Origin of the sequence: Thalassotalea sp. LPB0316 (assembly GCF_014898095.1) — a bacterium.
Classification (GTDB): Bacteria; Pseudomonadota; Gammaproteobacteria; order Enterobacterales; family Alteromonadaceae; genus Thalassotalea_G.
Window position 1 is genome coordinate 3,023,484 of record NZ_CP062946.1, and the last position, 19,542, is coordinate 3,043,025.

Consider the following 19,542-nt stretch of genomic DNA (forward strand, 5'->3'; position numbering starts at 1 on the left):
ATATTGAGCAGTGAATGCTTTTTAATATATTACAATAACTTACGGAAATTAACATGTTTAACTTTACCTATAGCAACCCTACAAGAATTCACTTTGGCGAACAGCAAATTGCTAAGATTGCTAAAGAAATTCCTCAATCTGCCCGTGTTTTAGTGACCTATGGTGGTGGCAGTATAAAAAGCAATGGTATTTATCAGCAAGTTGAGCAAGCGCTTAGTAACCACACCTGGTTTGAATTTTCGGGTATTGAGCCAAATCCAAGCTTAGAAACCTTAGCTCACGCCATTGAATTGGTAAATAAAGAAGGTATTGATTATATCCTTGCCGTTGGTGGCGGCTCAGTTATTGATGGTAGTAAATTTATTGCCGCAGGCGCACATTTTGATGGTGAACCTTGGGATATCCTTGCCAAACAAGCCAAGGTGACAAGCGCAATTGACCTCGGCGTGGTGCTAACATTGCCAGCAACTGGCTCGGAGTCAAACAGCTTTGCCGTGGTATCAAAGAAAGCGACCAATGAAAAGCTCGCCTTTGGCAGCGAACACGTTCACCCCAAATTTGCCGTTTTAGATCCTAGCGTGATCAATTCTTTACCGCAAAAACAAGTAACCAATGGTATTGTCGATGCGTTTGTCCATGTCATGGAGCAATACTTAACCTACCCTGTTGATGCCAAAATTCAAGACAGATTTGCTGAGGGCATTTTACTCACCCTCATGGCTGACGGTATAAAATTAATCAATGATAGAAGCGATGAGAAAGCACGCGCTAATGTTATGTGGAGCGCTACCCAAGCACTCAATGGCTTAATTGGTGCAGGCGTACCACAAGACTGGGCAACACACGGTATTGGCCACCAAATCACCGCGCTGTACGGTTTAGATCATGCGCAAACATTGGCGATTGTACTCCCGCGCATGATGTCGGTAATGCGAGCAGAAAAGCAAGCAAAGTTACTACAGTACGGCGAGCGTGTATTAGCGATTACAGCGGAGCAATTTAACGGCGATATCGATAAAACCATTGATGCAATTATCGATAAAACGGAGCAGTTCTTTGCCAGTGTCGAGATGAAAACCCGTTTTAGCCAATACCAGTTAGGTGAAGACGTTATTGAGCCAATCATTGCGCAATTAACACAGCTAAAAATGACCAAAATGGGCGAAAACCAAACGGTAACCTTAGATAAAGTTAAAGCTATTTTAACCGCTAGCTTGTAATAGCTAATGCTCAAAGCCAGCACGACATACTGTGCTGGCTGTTTGCGTTTAACTCACAGAAGTCTTCATTCACTATAGTAGCGTTGTCAACAAACTTGCTGCGATAGCCCACATGATCAATGCGACCAACAAGTTAATCCCTCTTTGAACCTTGGGCGTTGATAACCAAGGTGACATTTTTGCTGCGCCAAGCGATAACATATAAAACCATGTTAAACTCGCCAGTAAGGTACCAAAGAGAAAGAACACCCGCTCGGCTTCATCAAATTGATTGCTAATACTGCCAATTAACACCACGGTATCTAGATAAACATGCGGGTTAAGCAAGGTTACCGCTAAGGTTGTAAAGATCACGGTTTTCTTAGTTACTGGCGACATTTGTTCAGCCATTTGTTCATTGCTAGCTAAATAAAAGCTTTTAAAAAACAACGCGCCGTAAACGGTTAAAAACACGATACCTAAAATGGTGACCACAAGCGCGATAACCGGGTGTGAACTCAATAGTGCACCACCACCAAAGACACCAAGCGACATCAAGATAAAGTCACAAATAATACAAATCGTCGCTGCTAATATATGATAGTTTCGCTTGATCCCCTGACTAAGCACATACGCGTTTTGCGCGCCAATCGGCATAATTAAACCGGCGCCAATGACAAAACCTTTCGCCAACGTTAAAAACATCACCATTCCCCTTAAAAAATATGGTGTCAGCTTAGCTAGCCAATCAAAACAAGTAAAATTAATAAATTTAATATATTATTAGCTTTACTAATCCAATAAGTTACAAATTACATAGTGGTTCGATAGATGAAAGTAGAGAAACTAGATTATAAGTTGGTCATGGCACTTGATAGCGTGATCGCCGAGCAAAGCTTTGAAGGTGCGGCGAAAAAGCTTCACATTACCCAATCGGCAGTTTCTCAACGCATTAAACAACTCGAGCAATGGTTGGCTCAGCCAGTACTGATCAGAAGTACACCAATAGAAGCAACGGCTATTGGCCAAAAGCTATTAAGTCATTATCAAAAAATTAAACAACTCGAAAGCTCACTGCTCGATGAATTGCGACCCGAGCTCACCAACACCACCCAACAAATCGCGATCGCGTTAAATGCTGATACGCTGGCAACATGGTTTATTCCGGCAATGACACCAGTATTAAAAACTCAAAAAATAGCATTGGATCTTAAAGTCGCCAATGAAGCTGTTAGCCATGAATTACTGAAAAAAGGCGAGGTATTTGGTGCGATTAGCAGCCAATCAACAAGCTTTTCGGGCGGTAAAGCTGTGCACCTCGGTATGCTTGAATACGTATTATGCGCAAGCCCTGAGTTTATTTCGCAGTATTTTTCCTCGGGTGTTAATGCTACCTCGTTACAGTTTGCTCCGGCGATCAGCTTTGATAGCCAAGATACAATGCACACAAGCTTCATTAAACAACATTTTGATCTTAACGCCAATGACTACCCGCGCCACCAAGTAAGAAGCTCAGAAGCCTTTGTTAATATGAGCTTAGCTGGTGTCGCTTATTCACTGTTACCCACCACCCAAGCCCAAGCGTTTTTAGATAACGGTGAGCTCATCGATATTGCCCCGTCATTGCGCATCCAGCAGCAACTCTATTGGCACAGCTGGCATTTAGAGCGCGGTATTTATCGAGAAGTATCACAGGCGATAGTAAAATTCGCCCAAGAGTTGTTGGCAAAATAAACACTTTGGCGACCAAATGAGCAGTCATCAAATTTTGTTCGATTTCTCCTTGAACAACAGCATCAATTGAGTATGATGCGCGGCTATTTTAGTCAACTGTGATGCCTTCTAGAATTAATGAAAAAGCTACTTACCGCCCCCGTACAAATGAACCTTAGCGAGAGCCAAAACCAATATTACCAACAGATATTGCAGCATATTGCCCAGCTCAGTTTAAACTTTATGGCGGTTAAGGTGCACACCTATCCTGAGAAGTTTCTCGACTGGTGCATTGAATTACATCGCATTTGCCAACAAGACTTAAATCTCGCCTTACTCGACGATCATCAATTCAAACCGCTGAAAAAAATTGAAGACACGCTAGTGCAAGCCATTAGCGTTGACCAAATAAAATTATCTCGGGTAATGCCATGGCCAGTATTTGCCGCGTTTATTGATCAAAATAGTCAGCGCCATGGCTTAGCTGAGCGCATTGCGTTACTTGACTATTTACAAACGAAAAAAGATATCGCTTTTGATCAGCTCATTGAAGAAGACAAACTCGCCCTTATTGGTAAACACAGTGCTAAACACGATCCGAGTATTTACCCATTTGATGTTGAATGGTTTGCCAGCACAAAAGCAGCAAAACCATTTATTAGCCTAGTGAACACTCAGCCCCAAGCTATCGCGCAATTATTAGCGACAATTCCTGCTACCGGTGAAGTGAGTGAACAAGCCTATTTCGATTTTGTTGAACAGTATATCGCGTTATTTACGAAGTACTTGCCGAATGAAAAAATCGCATTTATGCCTGCAACGCGTTTATTAGCCATGCTGCGCCCAGATCAGTTCGTCGCGCTAACGAATGCCAAAGTAGACATGATATGCCAAGGTTTAGGGGTCTCGAAAATTCGCAGCCAAGCGCCCCTTGCCTTTATCGATTACTGGCATGAAATTATAAGCACCATTCGCACATCACCTTGGTATAACCAAGCATTGCCAGAAGCGAGTAACGAGCAAGCAATTTGGCCTTATCGCGTTGCTTTACTCGATATGTTTTTATTTGTAGAAGAAGATCACGCGAGTAAATCAAACTATTTGAAACTACGCGATAAACCAGCAAAAACTAGCAACAAAACAACTGCCGTTAAGCGCACTAAAGCCTCTGCTGAGCAGTTAGTTGACCACGCCTTACAAGACGAGAGTACGCCTGAATTTATCAAAGGAATGCGTGATTCAATAATCAAAAGTGTTCAGGCGGGTAAATCCGTTGACGACTCAATCAACCTGATGAAAGCAATATTTAGCTAAACTTTAAGCTTGGCGCTAATTTTCTATGCTTGAACTGCCAGATTGGTTAACTAGCACTCAATCTGGCTGTCCTATAGGTGCCAAAAGCGGAAGTAAGTTTTCTTTATAAGGTTGTTGCTATGAGGCAATTAACTCAATTTTTCACTATAGCAAAACGTCATTCCCGCGAATGCTTACATGGATGTAAGTAAGTAGAATAATGCAGGAGCAATTATCGAGGCGGGAACCTCATAAATTCAAAGCGAGCTTTTAATAATTAATGAAAAAACGCACTGCAAAATGGCAGCAGAACACGTGTAACAACGTCAGGGGATGACGGCTCTCCGCAGTAGGGTTTGGTAGAGTCGAACAGAGAATAGCCAAAACCTTTAAACCAAACCTGTTAGTTTATAAATCTACGATTACCGTTACCTAAGACAGCTTGTGTTGTCTTAGCTTCATCGCAATCTTATTGTGTGAAACGCCTAAGCGCTTTGCCAAAGCCCTAGTTGAGTGAAATTGTGGGTAAAGTTGGCTGAGTAAGGTGTGCTCAAATAAGTCTTGCGCCTCTTGCCAGTTTTGACAATTCCGATAGTCACTGCCAGCGTGCTCAGTTTCACCGCGCTTCGCATTATTCCCCTGCATTGTATGGCTAAACTCATTGAGTACTTGAATAATGTCTGCTTGCGTAATGACACTGGATTTCGCCAAAGCGACAATTCGAAACAGGCTGTTTTGTAATTGTCGAATATTGCCCGGCCACTGATAACTAGCAAGTTGTTGATAGGCATCGTCACTTAAGCTAGGTTGAATGAGATCGACTTGTTGGGCAGCAAGTTTTAAAAAGTGTGGGATCAATAAAGCTAAATCATCTAATCGCTGTCTTAGCGGTGGTATCTGGATTGATAAAACATTGAGTCGATAATATAAGTCTTCCCTAAATGCTTGTTGTTCAATGTTGCTCTCAAGATCTTGATGGGTGGCTGATATGATCCTCACATTAGCATTCAATTCTTGTGTACCACCAACGCGCCTAAATTGATAATTCTCTAAAAATCGTAATAACTTGGCCTGCAAATAGACCGACATTTCAGCGATTTCATCGAGAAAAATGGTACCGCCTTCAGCCAGCTCTAACAAACCCGGCTTACCAGCTTTACTCGCACCGGTAAACGCGCCAGCTTGATAGCCAAATAATTCACTTTCTAATAAATGCTCAGGTAAGGTGGCGCAATTTATCGCAAGAAATGGTTGCTGATTGCGCGCCGAGCTTTGATGAATAGCGCGAGCAAGTAGCTCTTTACCCGTTCCGGTTTCACCGCGCAATAATACGGGTAAATCGAGCGCGGCAAAGCGCATCGCTTGCTCTTTTACTTGTTGCATTTGCGCTGATTGGCTAATAATCGCAGCTATACCATCGTCAAGCGGTTTGGTATTTTGTAATGCTGATATTTGCCGCCCTAACGCTCGAGTTTCTCGCAGCATAATAACCGCGCCCTGATAATCTTGCTCGCTATAAACGGAAGTAATATCTGCAATAAAGTTCATTTGCTTCACGGTGATAGATATTGAGCGCCTAGACTGGCCTTGAATATCTTTACTCGTTAAATTGATCAGCGAGTTAATCTGGCTACCTAATATCGCCGTTGAGCGATTTTTTGAGCCAAATAGCTTCACTGCAGCTTGATTGGCAGTAATAACGACGCCGTGTTTATCAATATCTAAGATGGGTTCAGAAATTCTAGCAAGTAGCGCCTGTAAATGTTGCTCCTTTAACGCACTTGGCATTACATCTATTTGATGACAGGTGATAAATTCAGGTAACTGACTTAGCGCACTGGTTACGTCGGTTAATGAGGTTTGTTGGCCTTCAATATCTAAATAGATAAGCCCAGTTTCAACCTCCATCGCGATTACGTTCCAGCCATGACTAGCAATAGCCGTTAATACCTTTTGCGAAACACCGAGTTTATCTTGAAGTGAAATAGCTAATTTCATTGTCACAAATTTATTACATATCGTCATATAAATATGACAGAGATAAATAAATAGTCAATAGATAGATAGGACTGCGTTTTGCCAAGACAAACAAGGATAAATATAACAACCTCACATTTGAAATAATGGCTTAACTTGGATAAACCTCAGTGTTTGTCATAAATTTATTACAAAAAGCCTGTTTTCTTTGTAAATAGCATTATCAAAACCAGATAACCAACTGAAAAATAAGCAGTAAATACTATTGGTCACAATCTTGCTAAAAGTAACCTGCGGTGAGGTTGAGCGTTAATAACCAAAAGCCATCTCACTAATACGTTTGTCAAAACAAAACTAAACAATAAACAAAAGACAAACAAGCAAGTATAAATAAACGTGTTGCAAGACAACAATAATGACAGCAACACATTAGCAACAGGAAAGTATTCATGTCAGACAAGAACGCAAAGCAGCAATTTAACATTGAAACGCGTGCTATCCACGGTGGCTCAATTAAAGATGAGCAATTTGGTTCGCTCGCCACCCCGTTATATCAAACGTCTACCTTTACCTTTGAGAATGCTCAGCAAGGAGCAAAGCGCTTTGCCGGCGAAGAGCAAGGTTATATTTATTCTCGTCTTGGCAACCCAACAACAACACAATTAGAGCAAACGGTTGCAGCATTAGAAGGAACAGAAGCAGCAGCGGCAACTGCAACCGGCATGGGCGCTGTATCTGCAGCATTGTTGGCGAATTTGAGCGCTGGCGATCATTTGATCTCATCGAAAGCTGTTTATGGCTGTTCATTTGCCTTGATGTCACATATGCTAACCAAGTTTGGTATCGAAGTGAGCTTTGTCGATATGACAGAGCCTGAAAATATCATCAAGGCGATAAAGCCCAATACCAAGGTTATTTTTTTAGAAACGCCAATTAACCCAAATCTTGTCGTGCTTGATCTTGAAGCTATAGGTAGCATTGCTCAGCAGCACCAGTTGATTTCTATCGTTGACAATACGTTTTTAACACCTTACCTACAAAAACCAGCGCAATTTGGTTTTGATCTAATTATACACAGTGCAACTAAATACCTTAACGGCCACGGTGATGTCGTTGCCGGTATTATTTGTGGTAGTGAGGAGATGATCAACGAAATCAAGATGACGTCGTTAAAAGATATTGGTGCGACCATGAGCCCACACGATGCTTGGTTAATTATTCGCGGGCTTAAAACCCTGCCAGTACGCATGGATAGACACTGCAGCAACGCGCAAACTGTTGCAGAGTATTTAGAGGGTCACAAGGCGATCAAACAGGTTCATTACCCAGGCTTAAAATCTCATGCCGGTTATCAATTTATCGGTAAACAAATGAAAGCAGCGGGCGGGGTAATAGCCTTTGAACTTGATGGTTCGTTAGAAGATGGCGCGTTTTTTATCGATCAAATGAAATTGCTGTCAATTGCCGTAAGCCTGGGCGATGCCGAATCATTAATTCAACACCCAGCCTCAATGACACACTCGCCTTATACTGCCGAAGAGCGCGCTAAAGCAGGCATTAGCGACACCTTGATTCGAATCTCAGTGGGTTTAGAGCATGTCGACGATATTATCGATGATTTATCGCAAGCGTTTGACAAATTAGTTGAACGCCAAAAGTCAGCACAACAAGTTGCTTAACTTATCCCAAGTTCAGGTTAACCTAACAAAAAGCCTTCACTAAACACGAAGGCTTTTACTTTTGAAATAGTACTCAAAGAGCTTTCTTCAGATAGTAGCGCGTACCTGTCAGCGGATAATTATCTTGCTGCCACTGCACCTGATAACCATGTGCTTGGTAAAAAGGTTTTGCTTGGAATTCAAGGGTATCTACCAAGGCATATTTACAACCAAGCTTTTTGGCTTCAAGCTCTATCGCATTGAGTAACTTTTCACCCATTCCTTTGCCGCGCAATTGCTCTGCCACCCACAAGCGCTCAATATTAAGCCAATTGCCAAAAGCGATCCCTGAAACGCCAGCAATCATATTATCGCTGTCATCTGTTTGACAGATCGCTAAAGGTATTTTGTTTTTTAAATCCCAGTGTTGGTGATTAAATGCGACGATTTCACGACTCAAACAATCGGAAACTTGCTGATAATTTTCATGCGCAATGGTAAATTTCATAGACTACTTTTTCTGATGATTTTGTCGGTTTCTTATACCAGTTATTCCGAATTCAGGTTATTTAGTTAACAAATAGCCGCGTAAACTAGCTCATTTTTCTGATCCAACTATCCGGCGCTATGCGCAGTACTCGATGCAATATAGCCCATGGCCAACTCGGTACATAAGCATTCGCTTGCTCTTTTTCTATTGCGTTTATGATGGCTTTACAACCCGTTTCTGTGTCGACCATGAACGGGACTTTTTCTACTTTTTCATTAATTTCACTTTTAATAAATCCAGGGTGAATACAACTGACTTTTATGGGTGTATTCATAACATCAATGCGAATCCCCTCGGTAAGAGCAGTTAACCCCGCCTTGGTTGCGGCATATACAGTTAACGCCCGTCTAAAGCCACGCACAGCACTAATAGATGAGATGGTCACCAAATGCCCCGCTTTTTGCTCTCTGAAGATAGCCATCGCAGCTTCACATTGAGCCAAAGCGGCAACAAAGTTAGTTTGTGCTGTCTGCAAATTTGCCGAAAAATAGCCTGTACCCACCGATGCACCTTTGCCCATTCCTGCATTGACTATTACCCTATCGATACAGCCAAAATCCTGCTTGGCTTGATTAAACACCTCAAACACGCGGTCGTGATCATTGACATCTAGCAGGTAAATTTCCACCTGAATATCTGGATTTTGTTCGAGCAATTTAGCTTTAAGCGCTTCTAGCCTTTCCATTCTGCGCGCGCACAACGCTAAGTTTCTGCCTTGTTTGGCGTAAAGCATAGCCATGGTATACCCTAAGCCTGAGCTAGCACCTGTGATCAGTATATTTCGTCTTGTCATAGTTATTCTTCTTGTTGTTTATTTTGTTCTATCAGGCCTTGTTAAAACCTAATAGCTTGCGAAAATAAGCGCATTCGGCCTTTGCTGCTTTTTTCATATCGCCAAATAAATAGGTCGAAGCAAACCACAGGGCAATCAATAACATCAATACTGACTGGCTATTGTCATGGCCTTTAATTAATAATGCACTGCCGATCATTGCTGACGCCCAAATCAATGCATTACCTATCATCATTTTAGATAAACTCTTTTGCTGTTTATCTTCTTGTTCAAGTAATAGCGCATCAAAGCTTTCGTCTTGTTGTGCTTGACACAATTTAAATAATCGCTCGCGATTTTTGGCAAATTCCGCTTTTATCTGTTCTTGATCGCCCAGTTTACTCGTGGCGATATAAAAGGCTTGTTGCTGTGATTTACCTTGCGCTATTTGTGCTTCTATTTCACTGTACAGATGATCTTTTAACTCGTCTAAACTCTCGCTGTTTATCGCATTAATCTCGGTTAATGTATCAAACCACAGGTTAACTTCAGTGTCTAAATCAAACATGCTCTTCTCCTACCAAGCTTTGCAGCATTTCATTGAGCTTGCGCCATTTATTGGTTAGTGACATCAGCTCACTTTGGCCCAACGCAGTAATTTGATAATACTTGCGTTTGCGACCATTCGATGACTGCCCCCAGTATGACTGAATTAACGCTTTTTTTTCTAACCGGTGCATGATCGGGTAAAGCATACCATCAGCCCACTGCATTTCCCCACAAGACAGTGTTTTAACCTGAGCAATGATATCGTAACCATAACTATCGCCCTTGTTTAAAATAGCTAATACAAGCGGAGTCGAAGACGCTGCCACCATATCTTTGGGTAAATCCATTGTAGAAAAACCTCATACCTAGAACATCTAGGTATAAAAGATACATAGAGATTCTAGGTATGTCAACTTAGTGTTGAATTATTGCGCAGATAGCGCTTGGTCAATCGAGCAGAGCGAAGTTGATCGCGAACAAGAGAAATGAGGCTACATTGAGATTTTTGACTCGATTTTCCTTCGCCTAGTCGAATCAGTTGTCGTCGAATGATCGCCATGGTTGTTAAGGCATGTAATGTTTTATCTTTAAAACTCGGGTGTAAGATTTTAGCTTGGAAGTCTGGTTGTAACTGCCATTGATTAATTAAATCAGGCTGAAAAGCTAATGCTGAGGCAATACCAACAAGCGCGATATTTTGCTCAAGCACGCGTTCAACTGTCGCAAGCTGGGTAACACCACCGGTCGTCATAATGGGGATTGTTGCGCTTTTCGCTATTTGTTGTGCAAAGCTTAAAAAATAGGCTTCGCGTTCTAGCGTGCGACCGTCTTTAGTGACCCCCTGCATCGCTGCTGCTTCGTAACTACCGCCTGAAAGCTCAACAAAGTCAACGCCTAAGTTACCCAACATAGCAACAACTTGCTCAGCCTCATCAACATCAAATCCACCGCGCTGAAAGTCAGCCGAATTTAGCTTAACCGAAACAGAAAAAGAAGAGCTCACAGCTGCTTTGATGCCGCTAACCACCTCGAGTAACAAACGCGCTCTGTTATTGAGGCTACCACCCCATTGATCATCTCGTTTATTAACTAATGGCGATAAGAATTGTGAAATCAAATAGCCATGCGCTGCATGCACTTGAATACCATTAAAACCAGCCTTTTCGGCCAAAAGAGCGGTGGTAATAAAGCGTTTGATCACGTCCATTATTTCATTTTCATTCATCGCTTTAGGCACACCAAACAAACTAGAATGTTTACCTAAATCTAGCGGAATAGCTGAAGGCGAAAGTACTTTGCCTTGCATCTTTTTATAGACCTGCCGACCGGGGTGATTGATCTGCATGACGATTTTACAGTCGTTGTGTTGCCCTGCTTTTGCTTGTTTGGCAAATGCACTCACTGCACCTTCATTTTCTAAGACAAGCCCACCGGGCCCCGTCATCGCCAGTTTATCGATCATCACGTTACCGGTGATAATCAAACCTACACCGCCGTTTGACCATTTTTGATACAAGCGCTCAATTTCACGATCGGGTAGCTGTTGCGTATTGCCTAAGCTTTCTTCCATCGCCGCTTTTACACAGCGATTTTTCAGGGTAAGGCCACTGGCCAAGGTAAGTTTTTCAAAAGGTTGATTTGCCATGTGATACATTCCAACTACTTTGCATTAATTAACGCTTAATCATTCAATGAGCGTTTAAGCTTGCGTTGCGTCGCTGCTGAACTGACTAAACTTGCAACCAAAATGGCAAGATAAAATTGGCCGATGATCGCCTCAAAATAAGCCAAAAATTTAGTAATTGGCTGTGATGGCACAATATCACCAAAACCAACGGTTGATAGAATAACAAACGAGTAATAAATATAATCTGGGAGTAGTAAGTACCAGTGTTGAGTTTCAGTGCTGTTACTAAAGGCAGGACCTATAGTCATTTGACATAAGGTGTATAAAATAGCAAAGGTTAAACCGATCAAATAATACAGACAAATCGATCCTAATATTTTGTTCAGATCTATCGGCCCGGTAAATATCACCTGAACTGCAACGTGGTAAGCCATATAGCCGAAAAAGATAAGTAGCATCACCAATTGAAAAAGATAAAAATGGTAAATATTAAGTTGATAGCCAACAATGATTAAAGTACAGCTCAAAATCGGTAAAAAAACGGCTGGCTCTTTGAAATTTAAATTTTCTTTAACACCGAGTACAGAAACGAGCAACACCATTGCGATAGAAGTCAACATCAAACGCTGACTTGAAGCATCAAAAAATTGATGAGATAGTGCGATACCGAATAACAACACGGTAAGTGAGAGTGTTAAGTAAAAAAAGTTATCGTGATGTGAAATATTACCAATTTTAGCCATAACGCGTTCAGTAATCCCTTTAATTAGAATAAAAATAAAAATAAAGTTAGGTTAAGTCTAGCGCAATATAGCGCGACTTTATAACACCAAACCCATCACACACTCATCATACCAAACCCCGTTTACCGTGGAATGCTTGCGCAATATGCCCTCTTGTATCATGCCTTGCTTTGTCATGGTCTTTTTTGAAGCCATGTTGTCGTTGATACAATAGCCAATAAACTTAGTCGGTTGAGCAATTTGCGTAAGCTGCCTTAAAAACTCAGCCAGTGCCTCAGTCATCAAGCCTTTTTGCTGGTATAACGTCGACAGTCGAAATCCGATTTCTATTCGCTGATAGTCAATAGATTCATAGCGACAAAATAGTTCACCAATATAGTTACCATCGACTTTGTCAACGAGGGCAAATGTAACCCATTGGCCTTCTTCACCCGTCCAAGGTTTGATCGAGCTTTTAACTAGCTTTTTCGCTTCGTCTAGCGTAGGAACATCTTTTATGTACTTTTGCATGACCGGATCAAGTTCGTGGGCAAGGCAATTATCAAAATATTTATCTGTGAGTTTCTCGATCAACAGCCTCGGTGTTTGAAATACCAAATTATTTATCGAATCAACAATGGTTAGCGCTAGCATCTGAGGTTTGTAGTGTTAAAGAATTGTTGACCACACTACCGTGTTAACACTTATTTAGCCAGCATTTAAATAACATGAGCGCTGGATAAGCAATTAGCTAACCTATTAAAAGTAATCACTTACATCCATTATTATCAACTAGTTAGCTTAAGATTTTTGACTTCCCCATCGCTTATATGGCAAAAACACATAATAAATGCCAAACAATGTTAACAAAATATTAACAAACTTCTTTTTTTTAATCTGCACTCTCGCTATCATGCGTAATAAATATACCATCAGGCATAGCCGTGCCTGTATTGCAAAATAAAATCAGAAAGGGATATCAACGGAGATAATCAAGTATGCTTAGAGGAAAGATAACAAGCCTTGCGCTTGCCAGTATTGTGGCTGCTAGCCCTGTATTTGCGAGTAAGCACCAAGGCACACCAGCTGATGTCGGCGTTATTAATGAGGCGCGTATTTTATATTGGCTTGAAAAGCGCGGAGAGCTTTCTCCACTTGCCGATGAAGCCACACGTCGAGCGGCGATAAAAAACTTTATTGCGAACAAAAACTTTGGACGAGCCAAATTAAACGGTAGTTTTGGTGCTAAAGTCATGGATGCTGAACAAGCGCCTCATATGGCGATCAGCGGTAAAAAATTACCAAGCAAATATCAAAAGCAACGCTTATTTAGCCAAGAAAAGTCGGCGAGCGCTGTCGTTAACACCACAGTCAAAGTGTTAGCGATCATGATTGATTTCCCTGATCTACCCTATAATGACAACCGTCTATCGGCTAGTGATACCGATATGTACTACAGTGATTATTCAGCTGAACACTACAACGACCTGCTTTTTTCACAAACCGGTTACACTGGCCCAAGCGGTCAAAATATCCAGTCGGCTTATCAGTTTTATCAAGAAGAATCAGGCCAAAGCCTTAATTTTACCGGTAACGCAGTTGGCTGGGTAACTGCCGATAACGATGCTGCCGATTACGGTGCTAACGGCGATGATGGCGATGATATAGACGTTCAGGCACTCGTGTTAGAAGCGGTTACAAAAGCCGTAGCTGAGCAAGGCATTGATCTGGCTGAGTACGATCAAACAGACTTTTTTGACATCGACGGCGACGGCAATGTTAACGAGCCAGATGGCATTATTGATCACGTGATGCTTTTCCACTCAAGTGTTGGCGAAGAAGCTGGTGGTGGCGTGTTAGGTGATGATGCTATTTGGTCACATCGATTCTTTGTCTTTGACGAAAACCAACAGCCGGTAGATGTTCCCGGTTCAGATGTTAGATTATTTGGCTATACAATCAACCCTATTGATGCAGCTACCGGTGTTGTTGTCCATGAATTTGGTCACGACTTAGGTTTGCCTGATGAATACGACACGCTAAATGGTCAATACGGCTCACCTGTTGGCGATTGGTCAGTGATGGCCTCTGGCAGTTGGGTCGGCTCTCCGGCAGGCACATCACCTGTTTCATTTAGCCCTTATGGTAGGGATTATTTCCAAACCCGCTATGGCGGTAATTGGATCAACCAAGAGATCATTGAATTCGATCAAATCAGCAGCGAAGCTAAATCTTTAGTAGCGGCAACAAATCACGAATCAGGCGTCAACCAGCTAAAAGTTTCTCTACCACCACAGCAAGTGCCGATCGGCGCACCTTACACTGGTGATTATCAGTTTTATTCTGGCAATGGTGATGAAAAAACCAATACCATGAGTTTTGACGTAACCTTACCAGCTGATGCTGCAACGCTGACCATGAAGGCTCGCTGGAATATCGAAGTAGACTACGATTACCTACAAGTTATGGTTGATGGTCAAGCGATTGCCGGTAACCACACCAAAGTGACGAATGAATACTATCAAAACGTTACTCATTTTATCACGGGTGATTCAGCAGACATTGCAGGCGCTGAGGGCGACTTGGCTTGGGTAGACTTATCCTTTGATCTCTCGAGCTTTGCTAACCAAAGCGTTACCGTAAGCTTTTTATACAAAACCGACCAATTTGAAGGCGGTTACGGTTTTATGGCTGACGATATCTCAATTGATACCGCCAGTGAAAATGTTGCTCGTTTAGATGCAGAAACGAATGCAGGCTTTACCTTAGACGGCTTTAGCAGAATTACTAACACTATTGATGGCGCGGCACATCATTATTACGTCCAGTTACGCAGTGCAAATGATACCGACAGCATGTTACCTTCGGTAAATTACCATTCAGGTGTTTTACTCTGGTATAGCGATACAGGGGTAGCAAATAACCAAGTTAATGCTCACCCTGGTAAAGTACAAATTGGTGTTGTTGATGCTGATCAACGCCCAATCAAATCATCATCAGGTCGCTTATATAACACCAGTACACAAATCAGTGATGCTGCATTTAGAATATTGCCGCATACAGCGACTAATTTCGATAACGAAACCTCAGTCTTCGACCTATTTGACGATAGCTTAGATTATTCATTCCCCGCTCAACCTGAATCAGGTATAGACCTACCTTTCGTTGGCATGAAGATGTTAGTTGAAACAATTGCTAGCGATTACAGTAGCGCTGATTTGACGATTTCTAATAATGGCATGCAGCGCGTTGAAGCTGAGCGCCAAGGCTTAACGGTCACTTTAACCCTAGAAGCACAAGATATTGCCGACGCAACGTCAATAACTTGGAGCCTAGGTGACGGCACTAGCCTTATGGGACGCACAATTGAGCATACCTATGCGAGCGCAGGTAGTTACGATGTTGAAGTGAGTTACAGCTCAAATACTGGCACTAAAACCGTCGAAAAAGCACTATCGGTTGGTGAAGCACTAGACGGTGAAATTGTTGCCAACCTAACAGGTTTAACGTTAACTGTTGATGCTGACGTTACCGGTGGTGTTGGCGAGTTAACCTACCGGTGGAACTTTGGTGACGGCGAAGACATCGTTGCTGGCCAAAGCGCATCTCACGATTACGAACAAGAGAACAATTACGATGTAACCTTGACGGTAACCGATGAAATTAACCAACAACTGGTGCGAACCTTAAACATAGATATTGTCGACCGTGTTGCCGTTTCTATTACCCGAACAGTGAGTTATTTAACCGTTAACTTTATCTCGTCAGTATCCGGCGGTAGTGCTGATTACACTTATGCATGGGCATTTGGCGACGGCAATACATCTAGCCAAGCAAACCCTAGCCATACCTACGCTAGTGCTGGTACCTACAATGTCTCGGTGAGTGTAACAGATGCAAACGGTAATGTTGCTGAAGACACTATGTCGGTAACGGTAACAGCACGTCCTGCGCCGACAACGACAACATCAACGAGCTCTAGCTCTGGTGGTGGTTCGATGGCATGGTTATTAATCGTACTTGGTTGTGCCTTAGCCAGAAAACGCGGCTAGTTTACACACCATCGTCTTAATAAAGCCAACAACTGTTGGCTTTATTTTTTGCGATTTACTCACTTTATTATTTACATTTTCATAACGAACTCTATAATACGCTTTCGCTAAAAACTAGGTAACGTTACTGCCTTAGAAAATTTAGCCGCGACAAGCTGTTTCACGGATTAGAGAAGATCCTTCCCACGGACAGGGCCAGCAATTTGGATCACACTTCTTAGCTTGGAGTATTCTTATGGACTTATTGTTCGACATAATTGGTATGTCTGGCACATTTTTAGTGGTTGGTTGTTTTTTCCTACTACAACTGAAAAAAATTACGCCAACTAGCCTCACTTACAATTTAATGAATCTTATTGGCGCGATTTTGCTACTGATCAGCCTGTGCTATAACTTTAATTTAGCAAGTTTTGTTATCGAGCTATTTTGGATTGCAGCCTCGTTAATTGGCTTGGTCAACTATTGGCGCAGTGACAAGAACGCGGTAGTCTCAGCCTCTTAGCTATCCCTTTTTACATGTTTTAGATACTTGATTTCATCGAAGACAAATTCGATGAAAGTCTTGAGTTTTTTTGATTGAAAAATCACTTGTGGGTATAGCAGATAAATTGTCCGCTCCTGCAAGCTTTGATGTTGCAATAAAGGTAGCAACTCTCCCAGTGCTACCTCTTTTTTTGCAAAATAATCCGGTATTTTCACTATTCCACTCCCTGCTACTGCCTGATTTTTCAATAAGTTATTATCATTTAGTTGCAGCCAGCCGTTTATCGGTACTTCGCCCGATTTAAATTGCCAAACCCGTTGGTCTTGCCCAGCTAGACACTGATGAAGCGTTAATTCGTCGACCGATGTTGGCGTCCCATTTTCGGCAAGATAGCTCGGTGATGCATAACAGATCGTTTGATATGGTAGTAGCGCTCGAGCAACCATATTTTGTGGCGGCTGCGAAGTCGCACGAAATGCTAAGTCATAATCACTTTGGTGTAAGTCATGAGGAGTATAACTACAATCAATAGCGAAGCTAACTTCAGCATAGCGCTGTTTAAACTTTTGGCAGATATTGAGTAGTATCGCTTGGGTAAATAGGAGCGGCGCAGTCAATTTGATGACGCCGGTAATTTGCTCTTTACCAGCATTTACCGATCGTTCAATATCAATGAGTGAACCTTGAATATCTTGTGTTTGCCGAGCAATCGCCTGACCTTGCTCGGTGAGTTTAACGCTGCGCGTAGAACGAACTAATAAAGCAACGTTCATTTCTTGCTCAAGCTTTTTGATCTGCAATGACAGATGGCTTTTAGAAATAGCCAAACGCTCAGCTGCTTTCGTAAAACTAAGATCTTTTGCAACCTCGTGAAATAACATCAGGCGTTCAAGTTTTTTGTGATTATCCATGGTCCTTTAGCTACAAATTCCCCCAACCAACGACAATTGTACTACATAAAGAACAATCATTTCTTATTTACCTTATATATTAGACAAAGCAATTTCGTGATAATAAATAGCCACGACAAACAAAAACCAGTGATAGCACAATGAGCAAACAACACGTTTTGACCCAATACCTGCCAAACACAAGCCGAATTGTATACGGTGCCATGGGCCTGGGTGGAGGTTGGAATCAAAATCCGATTAGCCAACAAGACATTCAACACACCCATCACATTATCGATACCTGCATAGACTTGGGTATTACTAGCTTTGATCACGCCGATATTTATACCTTTGGCAAAGCAGAGCAAGTGTTTGGTCAAGTATTAAAGCAGCGCCCTGCACTGCGCGACGCAATTTCGATTCAATCTAAATGTGGTATCCGGTTTAACGATGATCTTGGCCCTAAGCGTTACGACTTTTCTAAACAATGGATCAGTGAGAGTGTTGATAATATTCTTGCTAGATTACACATAGAGCAACTCGATATTTTATTGTTACACCGCCCCGATCCACTCGCGCAAATGGATGAAGTTGCTGACGTTATCCAAAAATTAAAACAGCAAGGTAAAATTAAGCACTTAGGCGTATCGAATATGCACCACGGACAAATCGCCTTATTACAACAAGCCATTGACGCTCCTATTGTTTGTAATCAACTTGAGTTGAGCCTCAATCACCTTGCCTTCATAGAAAATGCTGTCACCTCAGGCTGCTCTGGCGAGTCAGGTGTTAACTTTGCTAGTTCTACCTTAGAGTATTGCCAACTACACAAGGTACAAATACAAGCTTGGGGGAGCTTAGCACAGGGATTATTTAGTGGCCGTGATGTTAGTGATCAGCCGCAGAACATACAGCAAACAACACAACTTGTAGCAACACTTGCCGATGAGTATCAAGTATCAACAGAGGCGATAGTGCTGGCTTGGTTAATGCGCCACCCTGCCAACATGCAACCGGTTATTGGCACAACCAATATCAATAGGATCAAGGCATGTGCTCAAGTTTACGGTATCGAATTGTCACGCGAGCATTGGTACAGTTTATATGTAACGGCACGAGGTCATGAGCTACCTTAACGCTTTATTTAGTGAGTTACTGGTTATTTTATGTCAATGGACGTGTCTCTTTTTGTCAATAGTTCGTTAGTAATAGACACTAGATTTTAATCACCAAGCGCCTGTAAGATAGTCATTTTTAAAGATTAATTTCCAGGCGTTATCACTTTATGAAGCTTCACTTGCTTGACGGCTATATCCAGCAAATCTATCTCGTTGAAGAAGCGCAACAATTGATGTTACTCGATGGTTGCTGTCGCGCTGACGTTGATACCGTTACTAATTACATAACCAACACGTTAAAACTACCACTGGCGAGTTTAAAAAACGTGGTGGTAACCCATATGCACCCCGATCACGCCGGCGCTGCCAGTGAATTGCGAAAAGTCACCGGTTGTAAATTGATCGGCGCTAATGTTGATGGCCATTGGTATCAGGGAATAGATGGCTTCTTTATGTACTTAACCGATATGGCGCTTGCTCGTTGGGTTGGTAAACGCATTGGCAAGGGCAAACAAAAAATCCTCTACCCAAGACACCTGAGCTTTGATATCAAGCTTAATGATGGCGACGTCATTCCAGGATTTGAAGACTGGCAAGTTTTGTTTTCTCAAGGCCATACCGACAGAGATTTATCTGTTATGCACTTGCCAACCAAACAAATATATATCGCTGATTTACTCGTTGCGGTAAAAGGTAATTACATTCCGCCATTTCCAATTTTTTACCCAAATCGCTATCGAAATTCGATAGCGCGGTTGGCACAGCTAGATGTCAACCACGTCTTACTTGCCCATGGTGGTAAACAGCCTAAATCGGCGCTAGATTTTAACTTGATTGAAGAACTCTCACCTTCAGTACCGCAAACGCATTGGCGATCGGTTAAGAATAAGCTCTTTAAATCATTAAGTTAGCGCACCTGTGATAACACTTTTAATACA

Annotated in this window: 18 protein-coding genes; 8 read left to right on the forward strand and 10 right to left on the reverse strand. The window is 42.0% G+C overall.

Annotated features, from left to right (window positions below):
* Positions 1-53 precede the first annotated feature (53 nt).
* Complete coding sequence (locus LP316_RS13625) at positions 54-1,220, forward strand: iron-containing alcohol dehydrogenase (protein ID WP_193021694.1); 1,167 nt, start codon at positions 54-56, stop codon at positions 1,218-1,220.
* 72 nt (positions 1,221-1,292) lie between these two features.
* Here the strand turns inward: LP316_RS13625 and LP316_RS13630 are convergent, their stop codons facing one another.
* Entirely contained in the window at positions 1,293-1,904 is a 612-nt protein-coding gene (locus tag LP316_RS13630; protein ID WP_226960750.1) for a LysE/ArgO family amino acid transporter, read from the reverse strand.
* Positions 1,905-2,030: 126 nt separating this feature from the next.
* On the opposite strand from LP316_RS13630, the gene LP316_RS13635 reads away from it, so the two are divergent.
* Entirely contained in the window at positions 2,031-2,933 is a 903-nt protein-coding gene (locus LP316_RS13635; RefSeq protein WP_193021696.1) for a LysR family transcriptional regulator ArgP, read from the forward strand.
* Positions 2,934-3,050: 117 nt separating this feature from the next.
* Positions 3,051-4,226 carry a hypothetical protein gene (locus tag LP316_RS13640; protein ID WP_193021697.1) on the forward strand — a complete coding sequence of 392 codons (1,176 nt, stop codon included), beginning with the start codon at positions 3,051-3,053 and terminating at the stop codon, positions 4,224-4,226.
* 411 nt (positions 4,227-4,637) lie between these two features.
* On the opposite strand, the gene LP316_RS13645 is transcribed toward LP316_RS13640, so the two are convergent.
* A complete protein-coding gene (locus LP316_RS13645) occupies positions 4,638-6,203 on the reverse strand; it encodes a sigma 54-interacting transcriptional regulator (protein WP_193021698.1) in 1,566 nt (521 codons plus the stop codon).
* Positions 6,204-6,631: 428 nt separating this feature from the next.
* Between LP316_RS13645 and megL the strand changes: the two genes are divergently transcribed.
* Entirely contained in the window at positions 6,632-7,861 is a 1,230-nt protein-coding gene (gene megL / locus LP316_RS13650) for a methionine gamma-lyase (protein ID WP_193021699.1), read from the forward strand.
* 73 nt (positions 7,862-7,934) lie between these two features.
* Here megL and LP316_RS13655 read toward each other — a convergent pair whose 3' ends face one another.
* From LP316_RS13655 to LP316_RS13685, 7 genes are all read right to left on the reverse strand, one after another.
* Positions 7,935-8,348: a GNAT family N-acetyltransferase gene (locus LP316_RS13655; protein ID WP_193021700.1), complete on the reverse strand. Its 414-nt coding sequence runs from the start codon at positions 8,346-8,348 to the stop codon at positions 7,935-7,937.
* An 85-nt stretch (positions 8,349-8,433) separates the two neighbouring features.
* Complete coding sequence (locus tag LP316_RS13660; protein ID WP_193021701.1) at positions 8,434-9,183, reverse strand: SDR family oxidoreductase; 750 nt, start codon at positions 9,181-9,183, stop codon at positions 8,434-8,436.
* Between the two features lie 31 nt (positions 9,184-9,214).
* The gene (locus tag LP316_RS13665) at positions 9,215-9,730 is read right to left on the reverse strand and encodes a permease prefix domain 1-containing protein (protein ID WP_193021702.1); all 516 of its coding nucleotides are present in this window, start codon (positions 9,728-9,730) and stop codon (positions 9,215-9,217) included.
* Positions 9,723-10,058, reverse strand: coding sequence for a PadR family transcriptional regulator (locus LP316_RS13670; protein ID WP_193021703.1), 336 nt, complete (start codon positions 10,056-10,058; stop codon positions 9,723-9,725). The genes LP316_RS13665 and LP316_RS13670 overlap by 8 nt, the downstream gene beginning before the upstream one ends.
* Positions 10,059-10,120: 62 nt before the next feature.
* Positions 10,121-11,356, reverse strand: coding sequence for an NADH:flavin oxidoreductase/NADH oxidase family protein (locus LP316_RS13675; protein WP_193021704.1), 1,236 nt, complete (start codon positions 11,354-11,356; stop codon positions 10,121-10,123).
* A 35-nt stretch (positions 11,357-11,391) separates the two neighbouring features.
* Positions 11,392-12,081 (reverse strand): potassium channel family protein, encoded by a 690-nt coding sequence (locus LP316_RS13680; RefSeq protein WP_193021705.1) that lies wholly within the window; start codon positions 12,079-12,081, stop codon positions 11,392-11,394.
* Positions 12,082-12,159: 78 nt separating this feature from the next.
* Positions 12,160-12,714, reverse strand: a complete 555-nt coding sequence (locus tag LP316_RS13685; protein ID WP_193021706.1) for a GNAT family N-acetyltransferase — start codon at positions 12,712-12,714, stop codon at positions 12,160-12,162.
* A 344-nt stretch (positions 12,715-13,058) separates the two neighbouring features.
* On the opposite strand from LP316_RS13685, the gene LP316_RS13690 reads away from it, so the two are divergent.
* Together LP316_RS13690 and LP316_RS13695 are read left to right on the forward strand one after the other, a co-directional pair.
* Positions 13,059-16,112 carry an immune inhibitor A domain-containing protein gene (locus LP316_RS13690; RefSeq protein ID WP_193021707.1) on the forward strand — a complete coding sequence of 1,018 codons (3,054 nt, stop codon included), beginning with the start codon at positions 13,059-13,061 and terminating at the stop codon, positions 16,110-16,112.
* Between the two features lie 235 nt (positions 16,113-16,347).
* Positions 16,348-16,614: a CBU_0592 family membrane protein gene (locus tag LP316_RS13695; RefSeq protein WP_193021708.1), complete on the forward strand. Its 267-nt coding sequence runs from the start codon at positions 16,348-16,350 to the stop codon at positions 16,612-16,614.
* Here LP316_RS13695 and LP316_RS13700 read toward each other — a convergent pair.
* Complete coding sequence (locus LP316_RS13700) at positions 16,611-17,507, reverse strand: LysR family transcriptional regulator (protein WP_193021709.1); 897 nt, start codon at positions 17,505-17,507, stop codon at positions 16,611-16,613. The two genes, LP316_RS13695 and LP316_RS13700, sit on opposite strands and share 4 nt — an antisense overlap.
* Before the next feature lie 140 nt (positions 17,508-17,647).
* Here LP316_RS13700 and LP316_RS13705 point away from each other — a divergent pair, with 140 nt between their 5' ends.
* A complete protein-coding gene (locus tag LP316_RS13705) occupies positions 17,648-18,622 on the forward strand; it encodes an aldo/keto reductase (RefSeq protein WP_193021710.1) in 975 nt (324 codons plus the stop codon).
* Positions 18,623-18,771: 149 nt separating this feature from the next.
* Entirely contained in the window at positions 18,772-19,515 is a 744-nt protein-coding gene (locus tag LP316_RS13710) for an MBL fold metallo-hydrolase (RefSeq protein WP_193021711.1), read from the forward strand.
* The last annotated feature ends 27 nt before the right edge of the window (positions 19,516-19,542 follow it).